Source organism: Pseudoxanthomonas sp. SGT-18 (genome assembly GCF_003931645.1).
Taxonomy (GTDB): Bacteria; Pseudomonadota; Gammaproteobacteria; order Xanthomonadales; family Xanthomonadaceae; genus Pseudoxanthomonas.
In genome coordinates this window covers 167581-188931 of record NZ_RRYJ01000006.1, presented here as the reverse complement: position 1 = coordinate 188931, position 21351 = coordinate 167581, and the positions used below count along the sequence as shown (strand labels likewise).

At 72.0% G+C, this 21351-nt stretch carries 15 protein-coding genes and 1 tRNA gene; 8 read left to right on the top strand and 8 right to left on the bottom strand.

The genetic code is table 11. The annotated features are described in order from the left end of the window. Positions 1–5: 5 nt before the first annotated feature. Genes EIM47_RS10160 through EIM47_RS10155 form a run of 3 tightly spaced genes read right to left on the bottom strand, consistent with a single transcriptional unit; the run spans position 6 to position 4360 of the window. Positions 6–3209 carry a multidrug efflux RND transporter permease subunit gene (locus EIM47_RS10160; protein WP_125076820.1) on the bottom strand — a complete coding sequence of 1068 codons (3204 nt, stop codon included), beginning with the start codon at positions 3207–3209 and terminating at the stop codon, positions 6–8. Next, complete coding sequence (locus EIM47_RS15755) at positions 3206–3451, bottom strand: hypothetical protein (protein WP_205948712.1); 246 nt, start codon at positions 3449–3451, stop codon at positions 3206–3208. The genes EIM47_RS10160 and EIM47_RS15755 overlap by 4 nt, the downstream gene beginning before the upstream one ends. A 39-nt stretch (positions 3452–3490) precedes the next feature. After that, positions 3491–4360, bottom strand: coding sequence for an efflux RND transporter periplasmic adaptor subunit (locus tag EIM47_RS10155; RefSeq protein WP_205948711.1), 870 nt, complete (start codon positions 4358–4360; stop codon positions 3491–3493). A 268-nt stretch (positions 4361–4628) separates the two neighbouring features. Between EIM47_RS10155 and EIM47_RS10150 the strand changes: the two genes are divergently transcribed. The 7 genes from EIM47_RS10150 to EIM47_RS10120 all read left to right on the top strand — a co-directional run bounded on the left by EIM47_RS10150 (position 4629) and on the right by EIM47_RS10120 (position 15716). After that, positions 4629–5438, top strand: coding sequence for an aldo/keto reductase (locus EIM47_RS10150; protein WP_125076819.1), 810 nt, complete (start codon positions 4629–4631; stop codon positions 5436–5438). A 52-nt stretch (positions 5439–5490) separates the two neighbouring features. Further along, positions 5491–6411 carry a LysR family transcriptional regulator gene (locus EIM47_RS10145; RefSeq protein ID WP_028914916.1) on the top strand — a complete coding sequence of 307 codons (921 nt, stop codon included), beginning with the start codon at positions 5491–5493 and terminating at the stop codon, positions 6409–6411. 304 nt (positions 6412–6715) lie between these two features. Next, positions 6716–6790 (top strand) — tRNA-Val (locus EIM47_RS10140). A gap of 131 nt (positions 6791–6921) precedes the next feature. Then, a complete protein-coding gene (locus EIM47_RS10135; protein WP_164514584.1) occupies positions 6922–8748 on the top strand; it encodes an ATP-binding protein in 1827 nt (608 codons plus the stop codon). Further along, entirely contained in the window at positions 8745–9188 is a 444-nt protein-coding gene (locus EIM47_RS10130; RefSeq protein ID WP_125076817.1) for a response regulator, read from the top strand. Before EIM47_RS10135 ends, EIM47_RS10130 begins: the two co-directional genes overlap by 4 nt. Before the next feature lie 4 nt (positions 9189–9192). After that, the gene (locus tag EIM47_RS10125; RefSeq protein ID WP_019399366.1) at positions 9193–10704 is read left to right on the top strand and encodes an ATP-binding protein; all 1512 of its coding nucleotides are present in this window, start codon (positions 9193–9195) and stop codon (positions 10702–10704) included. Positions 10705–10772: 68 nt separating this feature from the next. Next, positions 10773–15716 (top strand): alpha-2-macroglobulin, encoded by a 4944-nt coding sequence (locus EIM47_RS10120; RefSeq protein ID WP_125076816.1) that lies wholly within the window; start codon positions 10773–10775, stop codon positions 15714–15716. A 64-nt stretch (positions 15717–15780) separates the two neighbouring features. On the opposite strand, the gene EIM47_RS10115 is transcribed toward EIM47_RS10120, so the two are convergent. The 5 genes from EIM47_RS10115 to EIM47_RS10095 all read right to left on the bottom strand — a co-directional run bounded on the left by EIM47_RS10115 (position 15781) and on the right by EIM47_RS10095 (position 19090). Continuing rightward, on the bottom strand, positions 15781–15987 hold the full coding sequence (locus tag EIM47_RS10115) for a cold-shock protein (RefSeq protein ID WP_013535008.1): 207 nt from the start codon (positions 15985–15987) through the stop codon (positions 15781–15783). Positions 15988–16114: 127 nt separating this feature from the next. Next, positions 16115–16846, bottom strand: a complete 732-nt coding sequence (locus EIM47_RS10110) for an S-methyl-5'-thioinosine phosphorylase (protein WP_037034694.1) — start codon at positions 16844–16846, stop codon at positions 16115–16117. Positions 16847–16861: 15 nt separating this feature from the next. Then, positions 16862–17449 (bottom strand): hypoxanthine-guanine phosphoribosyltransferase, encoded by a 588-nt coding sequence (locus EIM47_RS10105; RefSeq protein WP_125076815.1) that lies wholly within the window; start codon positions 17447–17449, stop codon positions 16862–16864. Between the two features lie 38 nt (positions 17450–17487). After that, complete coding sequence (gene nagZ, locus EIM47_RS10100; protein WP_125076814.1) at positions 17488–18486, bottom strand: beta-N-acetylhexosaminidase; 999 nt, start codon at positions 18484–18486, stop codon at positions 17488–17490. An 85-nt stretch (positions 18487–18571) separates the two neighbouring features. Continuing rightward, positions 18572–19090: a CYTH domain-containing protein gene (locus EIM47_RS10095; RefSeq protein WP_019399361.1), complete on the bottom strand. Its 519-nt coding sequence runs from the start codon at positions 19088–19090 to the stop codon at positions 18572–18574. Between the two features lie 150 nt (positions 19091–19240). Here EIM47_RS10095 and EIM47_RS10090 point away from each other — a divergent pair, with 150 nt between their 5' ends. Continuing rightward, a complete protein-coding gene (locus EIM47_RS10090) occupies positions 19241–21307 on the top strand; it encodes an EAL domain-containing protein (RefSeq protein WP_019399360.1) in 2067 nt (688 codons plus the stop codon). Positions 21308–21351: the final 44 nt, after the last annotated feature.

Here is a 21351-nt window from a genome sequence, read left to right as displayed (position 1 = left end):
ATGCCTCACCGCCCGCCGCCGGCGTCGGTGGGGTGGCCATGCACGGGCAGCCGCGGCGCGTCGTGGCGGGCCGCCGAATGCAGCGGGCGCCCGGAGAGCCGGCGCATGGCCAGGTAGAACACCGGGGTCAGGAACAGCCCGAACAGGGTCACGCCCAGCATCCCGAAGAACACGGAGATGCCCATGGCCTGGCGCATCTCCGCGCCCGCGCCGTGCGCGAACACCAGCGGCACCACGCCCATGATGAAGGCCAGCGAGGTCATCAGGATCGGGCGCAGGCGCAGCCGGCAGGCCTCGAGCACGGCGTCGAGCGTGCCGTGCCCGGCCATCTCCAGCTCGCGCGCGAATTCCACGATCAGGATCGCGTTCTTCGACGCCAGGCCGACCAGCACAATCAGGCCGATCTGGGTGAAGATGTTGTTGTCGCCGCCGGTCAGCCACACGCCGGCCAGCGCCGACAGCACGCTCATCGGAACGATCAGCACCACCGCCAGCGGCAGGGTCAGGCTTTCGTACTGGGCCGCAAGCACCAGCAGCACCAGCAGCACGCACAGCGGGAAGATCCACAGCGCGCTGTTGCCGGCGATGATCTGCTGGTAGGTCAGGTCGGTCCACTCGAAGCCGATGCCCGGCGGCAGGGTGCGCGCGGCCACGCGCTCGATCGCGGCCATCGCCTGCGACGAGGAGTAGCCCGCGGCCGGGGCTCCGCTGAGGTCCGCCGCGGTGTAGCCGTTGTAGCGCGTGACCAGCTCCGGGCCGTAGGCCTGCCCGACCCGGGCGAAGGCCGCCAGCGGCACCATCTGGCCGTCGGCCGCGCGCGTCTTCAGCTGCAGCACGTCCTCCGGGTGCGCGCGGTGCGGCGCGTCGGCCTGGGCGCGCACCTGGTAGACGCGCCCGAACAGGTTGAAGTCGTTGACGTAGAACGAGCCCAGGTACACCTGCAGGGTCTGGAACACCTCCGTGACCGCGATGCCCAGCTGCTTGGCCTTGATCCGGTCCACGTCCACGCGCAGCTGCGGCACGTTGATCTGGTAGGTGGAGAACAGTGGCGTCAGCTCCGGCTCCTTCGCCGCCTCGGCGATGAACTCGCGGGTCGCCGCGTGCAGGGCGTCGTAGCCCAGGTTGCCGCGGTCCTCCAGCTGCAGCTTGAACCCGCCCATCGAGCCGATGCCCATCACCGGCGGGGCCGGGAACACCCCGGCGAAGGTGGATTTCTCCAGGCCAGCGTACTTGGCGTTGAGCGAGGCGGCGATCGCGTCGGCGCTGAGTCCTTTGCGCTGCGCGAACGGCTCCAGCAGGATGAAGCCCAGGCCGGAACTGGAGCTGGTGGTGGTGCCGTTGATCGAAAGTCCGGCATAGGACGAGGTCGACGCCACGCCCGGTTCGGCCAGGGCGATGTCGGTCATCCGCGCCAGCACCTCATCAGTGCGGTCCAGGGTGGAGCCGGCCGGAAGCTGCACGAAGCTGATCAGGTACTCCTTGTCCTGCGCCGGGACGAAGCCGCCCGGGACCACCTTGCCCAGCGCGGCGGTCGCCAGCAGCAGCAGACCGTACACCGCCATCACCAGGGTCTTGCGCCCGGCCAGGCGCGCCACGCCGTGGCCGTAGCGCTCCGCACCGCGGTTGAAGACGCGGTTGAAGCGGGCGAAGAAGCCGCCGAAGACCCGGTGCATGGCCCGCGTCAGCCAGTCCGCCCGCGCGCCGTGCGGCCTCAGCAGCAGCGCCGACAGCGCCGGCGACAGGGTCAGCGAGTTGATCGCCGACAGCACCGTGGACACGGCGATGGTCACCGCGAACTGCTGGTAGAAGCGGCCGGTCAGCCCCGACAGGAAGGCCAGCGGGACGAACACCGCCACCAGGGTCAGGGCGATGGCGACGATCGGGCCGCTGACCTCGCGCATGGCGCGGTAGGTGGCCTCGCGCGGGTCCAGTCCGGTGGCGATGTTGCGCTCGACGTTCTCCACCACGACGATCGCGTCGTCGACCACGATGCCGATCGCCAGCACCAGGCCGAACAGGCTCAGCGCGTTGATCGAGAAGCCGAACAGGTACAGGCAGGCCATCGTGCCCACGATCGACACCGGCACCGCGAGCAGCGGGATGATCGAGGCGCGCCAGGTCTGCAGGAACAGGAGCACCACGACCACCACCAGGACGATGGCCTCGAACAGCGTCCGCACCACGGCGTCGATGCTGGCCTGCACCGAGCGGGTGGGGTTGTAGACGATCACGTAGTCCAGGCCCTCGGGGAACTGGCGCTTGAGCTCCTCCATCGTCGTCCTGACGTTGGCGGCGATGTCCAGCGCGTTGGCGCCGGGGGCCTCCATGATCGCCAGCGGCACCGCCGGTTCCTTGCCCAGGTAGGCGCGCACGCCGTACTCCTGCGCCGCCATCTCGATCCGGGCGACATCGCGCAGCAAGGTGGTGCGGCCGTCGTGCGCGGCGCGCAACACGATGTTGCCGAACTCTTCCGGCGTGCGCAGCCGGCCCTCGGTGCTGACCGACATCTGGAACGGCGTGCCCTCGGGCACCGGCGCCGCGCCGATGCTGCCCACCGCCGCCTGGGTGTTCTGCTCGCGGATCGCGGCCACCACCTCGGCCGCGGTCAGCCCGCGCGCGGCGACCGCGTCCGGATCCAGCCACACGCGCATCGCGTAGGCGCCCGGGCCCCACAGGTTGACCTGGCCCACGCCGTCGATCCGCGCCAGCCGGTCGCGCACGTTCCGGATCGCATAGTTGCTCAGGTAATTGGCGTCGTAGCGCCCGTCCGGGGACAGCAGGTGCACCGCCAGGGTGATGTTGGGCGAGCTCTTGGTCGTGGTGACGCCCAGCCGCTGCACCTCCTCCGGCAAGCGCGGCACCGCCTGCTCGACCCGGTTGCGCACCCATTGCAGGGCCTGGTCCGGATCGGTGCCCCGCCTGAAGGTGACGGTGAGGAACAGGTTGCCGTCGGCGTTGGCCAGGGACTGCATGTACAGCATGTTCTCCACGCCGTTGACGGATTCCTCGATCGGCGCGGCGACGGTCTCGGCGAGGGTGGTGGCGTTGGCGCCTGGATACTGCGCCTGCACCATGACCGAGGGCGGGACCACCTGCGGGTACTCGGAGACCGGCAGCCGGAACATCGCGATGGCGCCGGCGATGAAGATCAGCGCCGAGACCACGCCGGCGAAGATCGGCCGGTCGATGAAGAAGCGCGACAGGTTCATCGCCGCGGCCCTCCCTCGCGCGGCGAAGCCGGCACGGCGGCGACGGCATCACCCGGGCGCACCCGCTGCGCGCCCTCGACGATCACCTGGTCGCCCGGCGCCAGGCCGCTGCGCACCACGCGGAGGCCGCCCTGGCGGCTGCCCAGTTCGATCTGGCGGTACTCGACCCGGCCGTCCCGGCCGACCACCAGCACGAAACGGCGGTCCTGGTCGGTCCCGATCGCGGCCTCGTCGACCAGCACCGCCAGGTAGGGCTCGCTGGCCTGCAGTCGGACCCGGGCCTACAGGCCGGGAATCATGCGCCCGTCGGGGTTGTCCAGCACCGCGCGCACGCGGATCGTGCCCGAGCGCGTGTCCAGCTGGTTGTCCAGCGAATGCAGCCTGCCGGCGTGCGGATGGCCTTCCTCGCCGGCCAGGCCGACCTGCACCCGCAGCGGCCGGGTGCCCTTGCGCGCGTCCAGGTAGCGCAGCAGGGTCTGCTCGTCGACGTTGAACGAGGCGTAGATCGGATCGAGGGTGACGATGGAGGTCAGCGGGGCGGCATCGCCGCCGGCCTTGACCACGTTGCCGGCGGTCACCTCCGAGCGCGAGATGCCGCCGCTGATGGGCGCGCGGATGAGGGTGTAGTCCACGTCCAGGCGGGCGCGGTCGGCGCTGGCCCGTGCCGCCTGCGCCGCCGAGGCGGCCTCGCGCGCCGCGTTCTCCAGCGCGTCGAACTCGCGCCGGGAAATGGTGTTGGCCTCCAGCAGGCGCCGCCCGCGTTCCAGTTCCAGGGCGGTGAAGCGCTGGCGGTCCCGGGCCTGGGCCAGCGCCGCCGCCGCCCGCCTGGCCTCGACCTCGAACGGCTCCGGGTCGATCGTGTACAGCAGGTCGCCCTCGCGGACCTGCTGGCCGTCGTGGAAATGCACGCCCAGCAGGGTGCCTGCGACCCGCGGGCGGATTTCCACCTGCCCGACTGCCTCCAGGCGGCCCGAATATTCCGCCCAGTCGGTGACGCGCCGGGTGGCGACGGTCTGCACCTGCACAATCGGCGGGGCAGGGGCCGGGCCGGGCTGCGCGCGGCTGCCCAGCAGGGCCGCGGCCGCGCCACCGGCGACCAGTACGGAGGCTGCGGCCCACAGGACCGTCCGGCGTTGGGGGATGGTGGACATGGCATGGCTCTGCGCGGGAGAGGGGCGCAAAGTCTCCGGGCGCGGGACGCGCCGATACAGGCGCCGGCCGGGCTTTCTGTGTTGCCTTGCGTGGAATTATCGGCGCAGGCGCGCGCGCAGCGGCATTTGCCGCGCAGCGCCGCGCGCGCGAATACCGGGTTCCACGCACGGCAATAATCGTTGCGCAGGCGCCGGCTATGCTCGGTCCCCACTTTCCGAACATGGTTCCGCGGACATGAGCTTTCCCGATCCATCGACGGGCGCCGGCATGCCCATCCCGCAACTGGGCTACGGGGTATGGCAGGTCGAGCCGGATGCCAGCGCCGCCCTGGTCGCCCACGCCCTGCGCACCGGCTACCGCCTGATCGACACCGCCGAGGCCTACTACAACGAGGAAGGGGTGGGCGAAGGCATCCGCGCTTCGGGCGTGGCGCGGGACCAGCTCATGGTGGCGACCAAGGTCTGGAACACGCACCACGGCTACGACCAGACCCTGCGCGCGTTCGACGCCAGCCTGCACCGGCTCGGCCTGGACTACGTCGACCTGTACCTGATGCACTGGCCCTCGCGGATCCGCAATGCCTACGTCGATACCTGGCGGGCGATGGTCCGGCTGCGCGAGGAGGGGCGCGTGCGCGCCATCGGCGTGTGCAATTTCGCCATCCCGCAGCTGCAGCGCCTGATCGGCGAGACCGGGGTGGTACCGGTGTTGAACCAGGTCGAGCTGCATCCGTACTTCCAGCAGCGGGCGCTGCGGCGGTTCCACCGGGAAGCCGGGATCGCCACCCAGTCCTGGAGCCCGCTGGGCGTGTGGAAGGACGGCCCGGCCTCGCCGCTCGACGATCAGGTGGTCCGGGCACTGGCGGCCAAGCACGGCAGGACCCCGGCCCAGGTGGTCCTGCGCTGGCACCTGGACAACGGCCTGCTGGTGGTCTCCAAATCGGCGCGTCCGGCGCGCATCGAGGAGAACTTCCGGATCGGGGACTTCGCGCTCGACGGGGAGGACCTGGCGCGCATGGCGGCGCTGGACCGCGCCGACGGACGCCTGGGGCCCGACCCGGAAACGGCGGAGTTCTAGCATTCCACCGGCGCGTCCGGCGCGGCGCACGGCAGGCAGAGGAGGGAGAGGAATGGATCGACTTCAGGCCATGCAGGTGTTCGCCCGGGTGGTCGAGGCCAACAGCTTCAGCAAGGCGGCCGACAGCCTGGCGCTTCCGCCTTCCTCGGTCACGCGCGCGGTCAAGGAGCTGGAGAACTACCTCGGCGTGCGCCTGCTCCAGCGCACCACCCGGCACCTCAGCCTGACCCCCGACGGCAGCCTCTACTACGACCATTGCCGGCGCCTGCTGGCCGAGATCGAGGCGGTGGAAGCCTCGTTCCCGGGCAGCGCCGGGCGGCCGCGGGGTCGGCTGCGGGTGGACATGACCCCGTCGTTCGCCCGGCTGTTCGTGCTGCCTGCGATCCGGACCTTCCAGGACGCCTATCCGGAGGTCGAGCTGACCCTGACCCTCGGCGACCGCACCGTCGACCTCGTCCAGGAGGGCGTGGACTGCGTGGTCCGCGCCGGCGTGCCCCGGGATTCGGCCACGCTCGTGGCGCGCCGGATCGCCGGGTTCGAGTGGGTCATCTGCGCCGCGCCGGCCTACCTGGAGCGGTACGGCGAACCGCGCTCGCTGGAAGACCTGCGCCAGCACCGGGCGGTCGGCTTTCTGTCCGGCCGCAGCGGCCGCCGCACGCACTGGAGCCTGGTGGTCGACGGCGAGGAGTACGCGGCGCAGCTGCGCGAGGACATCACCGTCGACGACACCGATGCCTACGTCGCCTGCGGGCTGGAAGGCCTGGGACTGGTCCGGGCGGCCAGCTACATGGTGGTCCCGCACCTGCGCAGCGGGCGCCTGCGGCGGGTGTTGCCGGAACTGAAGGCGCCGACCGTGCCCTTGTCGCTGATGTATCCGCAGAACCGCCACCTGTCGCCGACGGTGCGCGCCTTCGCCGACTGGATCGGCGGGCTGATGCGCGCGGTGGAACCACAGTGGAAGTTGCCCGGCTAGGCGCGGCCACGGCCCCGGACCGTCGCGCGGGCCGTGCCGCCATCGGGCAGGCCAGCGTGCGACCGCAACCAGGCACGGTGTGTCCCGGCCGCGCCCGGCTCCGTGCGACGGCGCCGTGGTGGCTGTCCGGCTCCGGGGCAGGGCGATGGATGGATGCCCCGGCCGGATGGCCAACGCGCACGAGCCACCGCGCGCGGATCGACCGGCAGATGCCGCGGGACGAAGCCGGCGCGAAAACCGTTGACCTTTCCGCGACGCCCCTTTAACATGCGCAGCCCGCACCGACTGGTGCGGAGGAAAACCCGGGCGGTTAGCTCAGCGGTAGAGCATTGCCTTCACACGGCAAGGGTCGCAGGTTCGATCCCTGCACCGCCCACCAGCTTCCAGGAAAGGCCGGCTGCCAAGCCGGCCTTTTTGCATGCCGCGTTCACGCGGGCCTTAACAATGCCCCGATTTGGCCGCATCATCGGGAGCGTCTCACGGTGTTGGCCGCGAACAGGGAGTTGGAACTTGCCGGGAGCCATCCCACCCAGGTACATCCGCTGGCGCCTGCCGCTGCTGGTTTCTGCGGCCTTGCTGATCCTGCTGGTGCCGTTCCTGCTGGTCCGGGAGTGGACCAACTACAGCGATGACGCCGACCGCCACGTGCAGCACAGCCTGCAGGTGGAGGCCAGCAGCCAGCGCCTGCACGCCCTGGTCCGCGAGATCGATTCCCTGGCCTTCGCCATCAGCAGCGGCGCCGACAGCCCGCAGCTGCGGCGGCGCCTGGCGCTGGACCTGGCCGAACTGGATCCGGCGCTGGAGCGCCTGGCCGAGCTGACCCGCGACAACCCCGACCAGCAGCAGCTGATCGGGCGCCTGCGCACCCTTATCCGGCAGCGCCTGGAGCTGGTGCGCGGCCTGGTCGACGCGCCGGCCGAGGAGGCGCAGCGGCTCGGCGCGATCGACGAGATGTACGGCCGCTACCAGATCCGCGACCTGTTCGCGGAATTCATCCAGAACGAGTACACCCTGCTGTCGGAGCGCTCGGCGTACGCCGACTCCCAGCGCGACCGCGCGCGCTGGCTGGCGTTCGTGGCCCTGCTGGTGCAGGTCCTGCTGACCGGTGGCGTGTTCTGGATGCTGTACCGCCAGGAGGCGCGGCGCACGGCCTCGGAGGAGGCCCTGGCGCGCGCCAGCGCCCGCGCGCTGGCGGTGCTGCAGACCGTGCGCGAGCCGATCGTGCTGCTGGACGGCCAGCAGCGGGTGCTGATGCACAACGCCGCGTTTTCCGAGCTGTACGGCCAGCCCGCCGGCACGGACGCCGCGCACGTGCGCCTGCAGGAGGTGGGCAGCGGCTCCTGGGACGACCCGGTGGTGCTGCAACGCCTGGCCGACGTGCTCAGCCGCGACCGCGAGCTGTGGGACTACGAACACGTGCAGCGCACCGCCGACGGCCAGACCCGCACCATGCTGATCAACGCGCGCCGCATGCATCTGCCGGACCGCGCCGACGACGTGGTGCTGATGACCGTCAGCGACATCACCGCGCAGAAGGCGGCGCAGCAGCGCATCGCCGACCTCAACCGCCAGCTGGAAGGCAAGGTCGAGCAGGTCTCGGAGGTCAACCGCGAGCTGGAGGCCTTCAGCTACTCGGTCTCGCACGACCTGCGCGCGCCGCTGCGGCACGTGGCCGGCTTCGCCGACAAGCTGGCCCGCCACATGGGCGATTCGCTGGACGACCGCGGCCGCCACTACCTCGACGTGATCAGCAGCTCGGCGCGGCGCATGTCCTCGCTGATCGACGACCTGCTGGTGTACTCGCGCCTGGGCCGCAGCGCGCTGAAGCTGCAGGCGGTGGACATGCAGTCGCTGGTGGAGGAGACCCGGGCGGTGCTGGACACCGGCAGCGCGGTCGACGCCGAGGAGAGCGTTCGTCCGCTGCACCGGATCGAATGGCGGATCGCGCCGTTGCCGATCGTGGTGGCCGACGAGAACATGATGCGGCAGCTGTGGCTCAACCTGCTGGGCAATGCGGTCAAGTACTCGGCCCACAGCGAGCCGGCGGTGATCGAGGTCGGTTGCGAACCCACCCCCGAGGGCGGCCACCACTTCACCGTGCGCGACAATGGCGTGGGCTTCGACATGGCCTACGCCGCCAAGCTGTTCGGCGTGTTCCAGCGCCTGCACAAGGCCAGCGAATACCCCGGAACGGGCATCGGCCTGGCCAGCGTGCGCCGCGTGCTGGGCCGCCATGGCGGCCGCATCTGGGCCGAATCCGAGCCCGGCAAGGGTGCTACCTTCCACTTCATCCTGCCCGCGCAGGATTCCACGACGTCCGGGAGCTTCAACGCATGAGCGCCATCCGCACCATCCTGCTGGCCGAAGACAGCGCAGCCGACGCCGAAATGGCGATCGACGCCCTGCGCGAAGCCAACCTCGCCAATCCGATCGTCCACGTGGAGGACGGGGTCGAGGCGATGGAGTACCTGGAGCGCACCGGCAGGTTCGCCGACCGCCCCGACGAGAACCCGGCGGTGCTGCTGCTGGACATCAAGATGCCGCGCATGGACGGGCTGGAGGTGCTGCAGCGTATCCGCGCCAACGACAAGCTGCGCCGCCTTCCGGTGGTGATCCTGTCGTCCTCGCGCGAGGAGAGCGACCTGGCCAGGAGCTGGGACCTGGGCGTGAACGCCTACGTGGTCAAGCCGGTGGACATCGACCAGTTCTTCGGCGCGGTCAAGACCCTGGGCCAGTTCTGGGCGGTCATCAACGCCACGCCGGATATCGAAGGTTGAGCCGATGCCGCTGCGTGCCATAAGCCGCGACGCCAAGGTCAGGGTCCTGTTCATCGAGGACTCTCCCGAGGACGCGGAGCTGATCCGCTTCCAGCTGGAGGACGCGCACCTCAACGCCGAGTACCTGCGGGTCGAGGACGAGGAGGGCCTGCGCGAGGCGCTGGCCGGGTTCAAGCCGGACATCGTGCTGTCGGACCTGAGCATGCCCGGCTTCTCCGGGCACGACGCCCTGCAGATCGTGCGCGAGCACTCGCCGCAGGTGCCCTTCATCTTCGTCTCCGGCACCATCGGCGAGGACGTGGCCGTGGCCGCCCTGCGCGAGGGCGCCAGCGACTACATCCTCAAGCACAGCAGCGCGCGCCTGCCGGCGGCGGTGGAGCGCGCCCTGCGCGAGGCGCGCACCGAGGCCGAGCGCCAGCGCGCCGAGCGCGAACTGATGCGCACCCAGCGCCTGGAGAGCCTGTCGCTGCTGGCCGCCGGCCTCAGCCACGACCTGCGCAACATCCTGCAGCCGTTGCTGATCGTCCCGGACCTGATCGCCCAGCGCAGCGACGACCCGCGCCTGAAGCAGCTGGCCGCGGTGGTGGCCGAGTGCGGCCGCCGTGGCCACGAGATGGCCGAGTCCATGCTGTCCTTCGTGCGCGGCTCGCGCCGGGCCAGCGAGCGCTTCCGCGTGGCCGACCTGTTCCACGCCGTGGCGCTGCTGCTCAAGGGCAGCCTGCCGCGCACCGTGCAGTTCGAGCAGGAGCTCGAGGACCCCGCGGTGGAACTGCACGGCAACTACACCGAGCTGCAGCAGTGCCTGCTCAACCTGTGCCTCAACGCGGTGCAGGCCATGCCCAATGGCGGACGGCTGGAATTGGCGGCGGCGGTGGACGGCGAGCAGGTGGTGCTGAGCGTCAGCGACACCGGCGTGGGCATGGACCAGCGCACCCTGGAGCAGCTGTTCACCCCGTTCTTCACCACCAAGAGCGACGGCACTGGCCTGGGCCTGGTCTCGTGCCGGCGCATCGTCGAGGGCATGGGCGGCAGCATCGGGGTGAGCAGCACCCCGGGCGTGGGCACGCGCTTCGAGGTGCGGCTGCCGCTGCCTTCGGAGGCCGCGGAGGAGGAGACCCGCATGGCACCGGTGGTGCCGGGGCAGGGCGAGCGCATCCTGATCGTGTTCCGCGACGGTACCCGCCTGTCGCTGCTGGGCAACGCCCTGGCCAGCCAGGGCTACGCCCCGCAGCTGGCCAGCGACGGCGCCGCGGCCCTGCGTTCGTTCGCCGAATCCGGCGAGCCGGACGTGGTGGTGGTGGACAACAGCATCGCGCTGTTCCCGGCCACCGCCCTGCTGTCGACCATGTACGAGTCCGGCTACCGCGGCCCGGCGATCCTGGTCGGCGAGGACGAGAAGTTCGACCGTTCGGTGGTGCCGGAGGGTGCGGTGCTCGAGGTCCTGCCGCAGCCGCTGGACATGCACCGCCTGTTTGCAGCGGTTGCCGGAGTGCTGGCGCGGCGCCAGCCGCGCTGAGCCACGGCCCCGGCGCCCGCCTATACTCCGGGGCATCTGCCACGGGAGGATGTATGGGGAACAGGGGCATGCGCCGCTGCGGCGCGTTCGCGGCGATGGTGGTCGTGCTGGCGGCGCTGCTGGCTTCCGGATGCGGGCGTGATCCCGGTGGCCAGCTGCCCCGGGCCAGCGGCGAGAAGCTGCAGGCCGAGCGCGAGGCGCCGGCCGGTTTCGCCCTGGTCCGCGCCTGGGCCGACCAGCACGAGGGCCGCCTGGCCCTGGCCCTGGAGTTCTCCCGGCCGTTGGTCGGCACCCAGGACTTCGACGCCCTGCTGAAGGTGGAGCCGGCCGGCAATGGCCGCGACGGCAGCGGCTGGACCCTGTCCGACGACGGCAAGGTGCTGCGCTATCCCTTCGTCGAGGCGGCGCGCGACTACACCGTGACCCTCGCCGGCGCGCTGCTGGCCGCCGACGGCAGCCGCCTGGAGCCGCCGCTGGAGCAGGCCATCCACACCGGCGAACTGGAGCCGGTGGCCGGCTTCGCCTCGCAGGGCAGCGTGCTGCCGGCGCGCGAAAGCCGCGGCCTGCCGGTGGTGTCGGTCAACGTGGACGAGGTCGACGTGGAATTCCTGCGCGTGCGCGAGGACGCGCTGCCGCGCTTCTTCGCCCAGTTCCAGCGCGGCGGCCGCCGCGGCGGCTGGGAGCTGGACCGCGACTACGGTGACGGCACCCCGCTGCGCGAGCTGGCCGAGCCGGCCTACCTCAACCGCTTCGTGCTCGGCGGCGGACGCAACGAGCGGGTGGTGAGCCACCTGCCGGTGCAGGACATCGCCGAGCTGCAGCAGCCGGGCCTGTACTTCGCGGTCATGCGCCGCGTCGGCCGCTATTCGGATTCCTACGACACCGCGTTCTTCACCGTCAGCGACATCGGCCTGCATGCGCGTGCCTACCGCGACCGGCTCTACGTGCATACCGCCTCGCTGCGCGACGGCGCACCGCTGAAGGGCGTGGAACTGCGCGTGCTCGACGCCAGGGGCCAGCCACTGCTGAAGTCGGCCACCGATGGCAACGGCAACGCGCTGCTGGACTACCGCCTGGACGCCGGCCACGTGCTGGTGGCCCGGCGCGGCAAGGACGTGTCGCTGCTGCCGTTCAACCAGCCGGCGCTGGACCTTTCCGAGTTCGCCGTGGCCGGCCGCGCGCAGGCGCCGTTCGACGTGTTCGCCTGGTCCGGCCGCGACCTGTACCGGCCGGGCGAGACCCTGCGCATCTCCGCGCTGCTGCGCGATTTCGACGGCCGCGCCATGCCGGCGCCGAAGGATGGTGGCCAGCCGCTGTTCCTGCGCCTGAAGCAGCCGGACGGGCGCGTGTTCCGCGAGACCCGGCTGGAGCCCGGCGCGCAGGGCTACTACGCCTTCGAGCTGGCGATCCCGGAGGACGCGCCGACCGGGCGCTGGCAGGTGGAGTTCCGCACCGACCCGGCCGAGGGCCCGGCGGTGCAGGGCATGAGCCTGCGCATCGAGGAATTCCTGCCCGAACGCCTGAAGCTGGACCTGGCCACGGCCAGCGCCGGCGACACACTGGCCCCGGGCGCGCCGCTGCGGCTGCGTGCCGAGGCCGCCTACCTGTACGGCGCGCCGGCGGCGGGCAACCGCTTCACCGCGCGCATGGCGCTGGCGGTGGCGCGCGAGCCGGTGGCCGGCTGGCCGGGCTACGCCTTCGGCGACGCCACCGCCGAGCTGCCGGGCGGGCCGCGCGAGGTGCTGGACACCCAGTTCGATCCCCAGGGCCGCCTCGAGGCCGAGCTCGCGTTGCCGGAGGAGGCGGCGCGCGCGAAGACCCCGGTGAAGGTGACCGTGCTCGGCGAGGTACACGAAAGCGGCGGGCGCCCGGTCGCGCGCAGCCTGCAGCGCGTGCTGTGGCCGGCGCCGGCGCTGGTCGGCGTGCGCCCGCTGTTCGAGCCGGAGGAGGGCGCCCCGGCCGAGGCCAACGCCGGCTTCGAACTGGTGCGGGTGGATGCGCAGGGCAGGCCGCAGCCGGGCAAAGGGTTGCAGCTGACCCTGGTGCGCGAGCTGCGCGACTACCACTGGCGCCACGACGACGAGGGTGGCTGGAACTACGACTTCACCCGCCGCTTCGAGAACGTGGAAACCCGAACCCTCGACGCCGGCGCCGGCCCGGTGCGCTTCGAGGTGCCGGTGGCCTGGGGCGAGTACCGGATCGACGTGTTCGACCCGGCCACCGGCCTGACCATGCGCTATCCATTCCACGCCGGCTGGAGCTGGGGCGACGACAACCGCGGCCCGGACGCGCGCCCGGACAAGGTCAAGCTGGCCCTGGACCGCACTGCCTACCGTGCCGGTGACACACTCAAGGTCACCGTCACCCCGCCGCATGCCGGCCGCGGCGTGCTGCTGGTGGAGAGCGACCGCCTGCTGTACGTGCACGACATCGAGGTGCGTGGCCAGCCCGGCAAGGCCGCGGCGACGTTCGAGATCCCGGTGACGGAGGACTGGGAGCGGCACGACGTCTACATCACCGCGCTGGTGTTCCGCCCGTCCGCGGCCGATGCGCTGGTCGCCCCGGCGCGCGCGGTGGGCGTGGTCCACGTGCCGATGCGCCGCGACGAGCGGCGCGTCGCCGTCGGCCTGAGGGTGCCGGAGCAGGTCCGCCCGCAGCAGGACCTGCCGGTGACGGTCAGCGTGCCGCAACTGGCCGGCAAGCTGGCCCACGTGACCGTGTCGGCGGTGGACGCCGGCATCATCAACATCACCCGCTTCCCGGTGCCGGACGCCGCCGCGCACTTCTTCGGCCAGCGCCGCCTGGGCACCGACGCCTACGACGTTTACGGCCGGGTGATCGGCAGCTACGAGGGCGGCACCGCACGCCTGCGCTTCGGCGGCGACATGGCCCTGGCGGCGCTGCCGCAGGCGCGCCGGCCGACGGCGCGGGTGCAGACCGTGGACCTGTTCTCAGGCCCGGTGCGGCTGGACGCCAACGGCAACGCGCGGATCGCGCTGCCGTTGCCGGACTTCAACGGCACCCTGCGGGTCTCGGCCCTGGTCTACGCCGACGCCCACTACGGCAAGCGCGATGCCGAGGTGCTGGTGCGCGCGCCGGTGGTGGCCGAGGCCGGCATGCCGCGGGTGCTGGCCCCGGGTGACCGCGGCACCTTGAGCCTGGACGTGCAGAACTTCAGCGGCAGTGCCGGCGAGTTCCGGGTGCGGGTGGACGGCGAGGGCCCGCTGCAGGTCGGCAACGGCGAGCGCCGCATCCGCCTGGAGGACGGCGCCAAGGCGACCCTGGAATTCCCGCTCGACGCGCGCCCGGGCAGCGCCGTGGCCAGGGTGCGCGTGCGCGTGGACGGCGGCGGCTACAGCGTCGACCGCCGCCACGAGCTGCCGGTGCGCCCGGCTTGGTCGGCGGTGCTGCGCGCGCAGACCCGGGTGCTGGAGGACGGCGCCACGCTGGTGCTGGACCCGGCCCTGGCCGAAGGCCTGCTGCCGGATACCGTGGACTTGCGCCTGCGCATCAGCGCGGGCCCGCCGATCCCCTACGCCAGCGCCCTGCAGGGCCTGCTCGACTACCCCTACGGCTGCGCAGAACAAACCACCAGCAAGGGGTACGCCGCGCTGCTGATGGATCCGCGCACCGCCGACCGCCTGGGCGGGCCGTCGCTGCCGGCCGAGCAGCGACGCGCGCGGGTGGAGGGCGCGATCGGGCGCCTGGTGGCGATGCAGACCGCCGGTGGCCACTTCTCGATGTGGGGCGGGGAGGGCGGCGCCGAGCCGGCGCTGACCCCGTACATCGCCGAGTTCCTGCTCGACGCGCGGGAGGCCGGCTTCGTGGTTCCGGCTGGCGCCTTGCAGAAGGCGCTGGACCGCCTGTCCGAGGACCTGCTGTCCGGCGACCCGCAGTTCTACGGGCGCGAGCACCGCGAGCACCTGCGCTTCGCTTACCGGGCCCATGCCGGCTACGTGCTGGCGCGGGTCAACCGCGCGCCGCTGGGCACGCTGCGCGCGCTGTACGACCAGGAGAAGGGACGCAGCCTCACCGGCCTGCCGCTGGTCCAGCTGGGCCTGGCGCTGGCCCTGCAGGGTGACGTCCGCCGCGGCGATGCCGCGATTGCCGACGGCTTCGCCCTGGATCCGCGCAAGCGTCCGCGCTGGACCGGCGACTACAGCAGCGCGATCCGCGACGACGCCCTGATGGTCGCGCTGCTGCACGAGCGCGACCGCGCCGACGCGAAGTTCGACGCGCGGGCGATGGAGGTGGCGCGCGCGCTGCAGGCCAGGCGCGCGGCCGACGGCAGCGGCCGCCTGTGGCTGAGCACCCAGGAGCAGATGGCGATCGCGCGCCTGGGCCGCGCCCTGCAGGCCGGCGACGGGCGCAAGGTCGCCGGGCAGTGGCGTGCTGGCGGCCAGGTGCAGGCCGTGGAACCGGCGGCGGTGTTCGCGCGCAGCCTGGACGCGGTGGCACTGGCTGCCGGCGCCCGCTTCCAGGCCGAGGGTGGCCCGTACTACGCCAGCATCGAGGTGGCCGGCGTGCCGCGCCAGGCACCGGTGGAGGAGCGCAGCGTGGCTGGCATCAGCCGCGACTGGTTCTGGCCCGATGGCCGCCGCTGGAGCGGCGGCACGCTGAAGGAGGGCCAGGTGCTGGTGGCGCGGCTGACGGTGGAAGCCGGGCAGCCCATGCCCGATGCGCTGGTCACCGACCTGCTGCCGGCCGGGCTGGAGGCGGAGAACCTCAACCTTGGCGACGCCGCGCAATGGGAAGGCATCAGCATCGAGGGCGTCGCCCTGTCCGGGCGCGCCGGCGAGGCCGACATCCGCCACGAGGAGTACCGCGACGACCGCTATGTCGCGGCGATCTCGCTGGGCGAGGGCGGACGCGCGCGGCTGTACTACCTGGTGCGCGCGGTCACCCCCGGTACCTATGCCGTGCCGCCGCCGCAGGTGGAGGACATGTACCAGCCGGCGCTGCGCGGCACCGGCGCGGCGCGCCCGGCCCAGGTCACGGTGACCCCGCCGTGACCCGGGGCATGAAAAAACCCCGCCGGAAGGCGGGGTTTTTCCTTTGCCTGGAGATCCGGGTGGATCAGTCCAGCGGAGTGATGTTGGACGCCTGGGCGCCCTTGGGGCCCTGGGTGACCTCGTAGCTCACGCGCTGGCCTTCCCTCAGCGAGCGGAAGCCCTTGGCGTTGATCGCGGAAAAGTGCGCGAAGACATCCGCGCTCCCGTCTTCCGGCGAGATAAAGCCAAATCCCTTGGCGTCGTTGAACCACTTGACGGTGCCGTTGGCCATGATGCTGCGTAATCCTTGCGTTTGATGGAGATGCGACTGCCGTCGCGAGCGCGAGTATGCAAATACCGGGGCCAACTGACAATCAGTTTGATCAATAGGTTTCGCTTGTTACCGGTAACTTCGTGAATCAGCCGGCCTGCAACAGCGCCTGGATCAGCTGCGGAAGCCCGGCCGAAGCGGCCGCCACGTTCTCCAGCACTTCCTCCAGGGTGATCTCCGCCGCGTCGCCGCAGCCGGCCGCCCAGTTGGCCACGATCGCCAGGCAGGCGTACTCCAGGCCCAGCTCGCGGGCCAGCGCAGCCTCGGGCATCCCGGTCATGCCGACCAGGTCGCAACCGTCGCGGCGCATGCGGGCGATTTCCGCATTGGTCTCCAGGCGCGGCCCCTGGGTGGCGCCGTAGCAGCCGCCGTCCACGACCTCGATCCCGGCCGCGCGCGCGGCCGCCAGCACCTTGCCGCGCAGTTGCGGGCTGTAGGGCTGGCCGAAGTCCACGTGCAGCGGCTCGCCTTCGCCGTCCCAGAAGGTGGAGGCGCGGCCCCAGGTGTAGTCGATCAGCTGGTCAGGGCAGGCCAGCACGCGCGGCCCGTAGGCCTCGGTGATGCCGCCGACGGTGTTCAGCGCCAGCACCCGGCGCGCGCCGGCCTGGTGCAGGGCATGCAGGTTGGCGCGGTAGTTCACCCGGTGCGGCGGCAGCGCGTGGCCTTCGCCGTGGCGGGCGAGGAAGGCCACCCGCGCACCGCCCAGGCGGCCGATGCGGACCGGCCCGGACGGGGCGCCGTAGGGGGTTTGGAAGCTGCGCGACTCGACGTCTTCCAGGGCGGCCAGGCGGTACACGCCGGTGCCGCCGATCACGGCCAGGTCCAGCGCCACGGCTCAGTCCTTCAGCGCGTAGATGGCCGGCAGGTTGCGGCCCTGCTCGTAGTAGTCCATGCCGAAGCCGAACACGTAGCGGTCCGGCAGGTGCAGGCCGGCGTAGTCGGCGCGCACGCCCTCCACGCAGCGGTCGTGGTCCTTGACCGTCAGCGCGGCGATGCGCACGTCGGTGGCGCCCTGCTCGATGCACCAGCGGCGCACTTCCTTCAGGGTCTGGCCCTCGTCGAGGATGTCGTCGGCGATCAGCACCCGGCGGCCGTACAGCGAGGTGGCCGGGCGGTGTTTCCACACCAGCTCGCCGCCCTGGTTCTGGCCGCGGTAGCGGGTGGCATGCATGTAATCGAACTGCAGGTCCAGGCCGCGCTTGCCCAGCTCCAGGGCGAGCTGGCCGGCGAACAGCATGCCGCCGTGCATCACGGTCAGGAACACCGGGACGAAGCTGTCGCCGAGGCGGTCGGCCGGGACGTCGCCGATGTAGTCGCGGGCGATCTCGTCGGCCATGCGGGCGATGGCCGCGTCGATGGTGGGCCGGTCGACCAGCAGGTCGGACTTGGCGAGGACTTCGGAAATGATGAGCGGAGTGGACATCGGGTCAGGCTACAGGAAGGAGGGCGGTAAGTGGGCGCTCAGGCGGCGGAGGAGGGCAGGCGCGCGCGGGCGCCGGCATGGCGGGCGTCGGCCAGCAGGCCGTCCCAGCCCAGCGCGCCGCGGCCGAGCAGGCCCAGCAGCGCGGCGGTGTTGAGGGGGCGGTCGCGCACCGCCTGCAGCGATTCGGCGACCAGTTCGGGATGGCAGACCAGGACCACGTCGCAGCCGGCGTCCAGGTGCGCCAGCACGCGGGCGCGCACCCCGCCGGCGGCGTGCGCGGCGGCCATGCCGATGTCGTCGGAGAACACCACGCCGCGGAAGCCCAGTTCGCCGCGCAGGAACTGCCCGATCCAGAACGGCGAATAGCCTGCCGGGTCCGGGGCGATGGCCGGGTACTGCACGTGGGCCATCATCACCGCGTCGGCGCCGGCCTCGATCCCGGCGACGAACGGCACCAGGTCCTCGCCGCGCAGCGCCTGCAGCCGGCGCGGGTCCACCGCGTGGTCGACGTGGGTGTCCTCCAGCACGGTGCCGTGCCCGGGGAAGTGCTTGAGGGTGGCGGCCATGCCCACCGAGTGCATGCCGCGCACGTAGGCGCGGACCAGCTCGGCCACCGCTTGCGGGTCGGGGCCGAAGGCACGGTCGCCGATGGCGAGGTTGCCGCGGCCCAGGTCGGCCACCGGGGCGAAGCTCAGGTCCACGCCGCTGGCGCGGATCTCGCTGGCCATCAGCCAGGCGTGCTCCTCGGCCAGGGCCAGGGCGGCCTCGCGGTCGCGCGCGTACAGCTCGCCGATCCGCTGCAGCGGCGGCAGGTCGCTGTAACCCTCGCGGAAGCGCTGCACGCGGCCGCCTTCCTGGTCCACGCAGACCAGCTGCGGGCGCGGCGCCGCCTCGCGGATGGCGGCGGCCAGCTCGGCCACCTGCGCGCGCGAGGCGAAGTTGCGCTTGAACAGGATCACGCCGGCGACCGCATCGTGCTGCAGCCAGTCGCGCTCCTGCGCGGTCAGTTCGGTGCCGGCGACGCCGATCAACAGCATGCGGGGGACTCCAGGACGCGCGGATGCGCGTGGTGCGCATTGTCGCAGATGCGGGGCGGAGGCCGCGATCGCGGCGCGGCAGGGCTCAGCCGGCGGCCGGGCCGGCGCGCTCGGCCTCGCTCCATTGGCTGTAGGGGCGGTCGGCCAGGGCCAGGTTGTAGTAGCGCTGCAGCTCGGTGACCTCGGCGCCCAGCCAGTCCGGGCGCTGGAACGCCTCGTCCACCGCGTCCAGTTCGATCTCGGCCACCACCAGGCCGGCGTTCTCGCCCTCGAACTCGTCGATCTCCCACAGGTGGCCGCCGTGGCGCACGTAGTGCCGCTGCTTGCGCACCAGGCCGCCGACGCACAGCTCCAGCAGCTGGCGCGCGTCCTCCACCGGGACCGGGTAGTCGAACTCCAGCCGGCTCGGCCCGGACTGGGCCGACTTGATGTTGAGGAAGGCCGCCTCGCCCTCGATCCGGACCCGGATCGAGGCCTTCTGGATGCCGCCGGACAGCACGTCCAGGTCGTTGAGGTAGCCCTGGGCCATGGCCTGGGTGCGTTCCACCGACCGGCGCCAGCCGTCGCCGGCCAGCAGGAACTTGCGCTCGATCTCCACGCCCATGGCGGCCGGACTCCTTGCTGAGGGGGCGACATGATGCCAGCGGCGCCCGGCCGCTGTCCGCGGCGGCGGCATTGTCGCGGTTCATGGACGCTCCGTGCCTGGTTCGTGTATTAAACCGGCTGCCCTTCCTCCTGGACCCGGGACCGCCGCATGCAGAAAGACAGCACGATCCGCCTGCTCATCGTCGACGATCGCGTGGAGGATGCGGAGGCGGTCGTGACCGCCCTGCGCAACGGCGGCATCGCGGTGCGGCCGCTGCGGCCCCAGGACCCGGCCGAGCTGGCGCAGATGGTCGCCGGGCAGCCGGTGGACCTGGTGCTGGCCAGCAATTCCACGGCCATGCCGCTGGAGCAGGTCTGCGCGCAGGTGGGCGCCAGTGGCAAGGACCTGCCGCTGCTGGCCCTGGTCGACCGGATCGACGACGCCGCGGTGCTGGCCTGCCTCGGCAACGGCGTGCGCGCCCTGGTGCTGCGCCACCGCCCCGAGCACCTGCTGGCCACGGTGCGCCGCGAATGGTCCGACCTGGAGGCGCGCCGCGGCCTGCGCCGGCTGGAGGCGCAGCTGCGCGAGACCGAGCGCCGCTGCGACGCGCTGATCGCCTCCTCGCGCGACCCGGTGGCCTACATCCACGAGGGCATGCACATCCGCGCCAACGACGCCTACCTGGAGATGTTCGGGTTCGAGTCGTTCGAGGAGGTGGAAGGCATGTCGCTGCTGGACCTGGTCGCGGCGCAGCACATCGATGCCTTCAAGCAGCTGCTCAAGGCGCTGTCGCGCGGCGAGCCGCCGCCGGCCGAATACCTGATGGAGGCGCGCCACCTCGACGGCAGCACCTTCCCGGCGAAGATGGAGTTCGCCACCGCCACCTACGAGGGCGAGCCCTGCATCCAGGTGGTGTTCCGCCGCCGCGAGGAGCTGGACCCGGAGCTGGCGCGCGAGGTCGAGGAACTGCGCCAGCGCGACCAGGTCACCGGCCTGCTCAACCGCCCCACCTTCATGCGCATGCTGGAGGATGCGGTGGCGCGGGTGGGCCGCGACGGCGGCCAGTACGGCTTCCTGCTGCTGGAGCCGGACCATTACGCGCGGCTGCTGCCGGACATCGGCCTGGACGCCGCCGACGCCTTCATCGCCGCCCTGGCCGAGCGCGTGCGCAGCGCGCTGCCACCGGAGGTGCCGGTGGCGCGCTTCGGCGAGGACAGCTTCGCCGTGCTGGTGGAGGGCAACCACGCCAGCACCCGCAACGTGGCCGAGGCGCTGCGCGACGCCATCGCCACCCACGTGGTCAGCGTCGGCACCCGCTCGGTGGCGGTGACCGCCAGCATCGGCGGCGTGCAGGTGGGCGAGAAGATCGCCAGCGTGCCGCAGATCCTGTCCAAGGCGAACCACTGCCTGCACGCGGCGGTGGAAATGGGTGGCAACAGCGTCCAGGTATTCGACCCGGGCGCGGCAGACCGCGCCGAGGAGGAACGCATCGCGCGCTGGGTCGAGCGCCTGCGCGAGGCCCTGGCCGGCGACGGCTTCGTCCTGCACTACCTGCCGGTGCTGGGCCTGCAGGGCGACAACGGCGAGCTGTACGAGGCGCACCTGCGGATCGAGGTCAACGGCGAGCTGGTGCGGCCCTCGGCCTTCGCCGCCATCGCCGAGGAGCACGGCCTGCTGGGCGAGATCGACCGCTGGGTGGTGCGCAAGGCGATCGCCACCCTGGCCGAGCGCGACCGCGCCGGCCGCAACACCCGCATCCTGGTGCGGCTGTGCCCGGACTCGTTCGCCGGCGACGCCATGGCCACCCTGATCCGCACCGAGCTGGCGATGAACGGCGTGTCCGGCGACCGCCTGTGGCTGGAGGCATCCGAGGCCAAGGTGTTCACCCACCTGCGCGACGCCCAGCAGTTCCTGTCGGCGGTGTCCTCGCTGGGCTGCCGCATGGGCCTGGAGCAGTTCGGCTCCGGCCTGGATTCCTTCCAGCTGCTGGCGCACTTCCGCCCGGCCTTCCTCAAGATCGACCCGGGCCTGACCGACGACCTGGGCAAGGGCGGCGATGCACTGGAGAAGGTGCGCGAGATCACCTCCCGCGCCCAGGCCGACGGGATGGCGACCCTGGCCGAGCAGGTCGGCGACGCGCCCACCATGAGCCAGCTGTTCACGCTGGGCGTGGACTATGTATCCGGCGGGTTCGTGGCCCCGGCGGGGCCTGAGATGAACTTCGAGTTCGGCTGACCGCGCGGCGGCGCGGCCGGCCATCCCGGTGGCAGGAGGAGCGC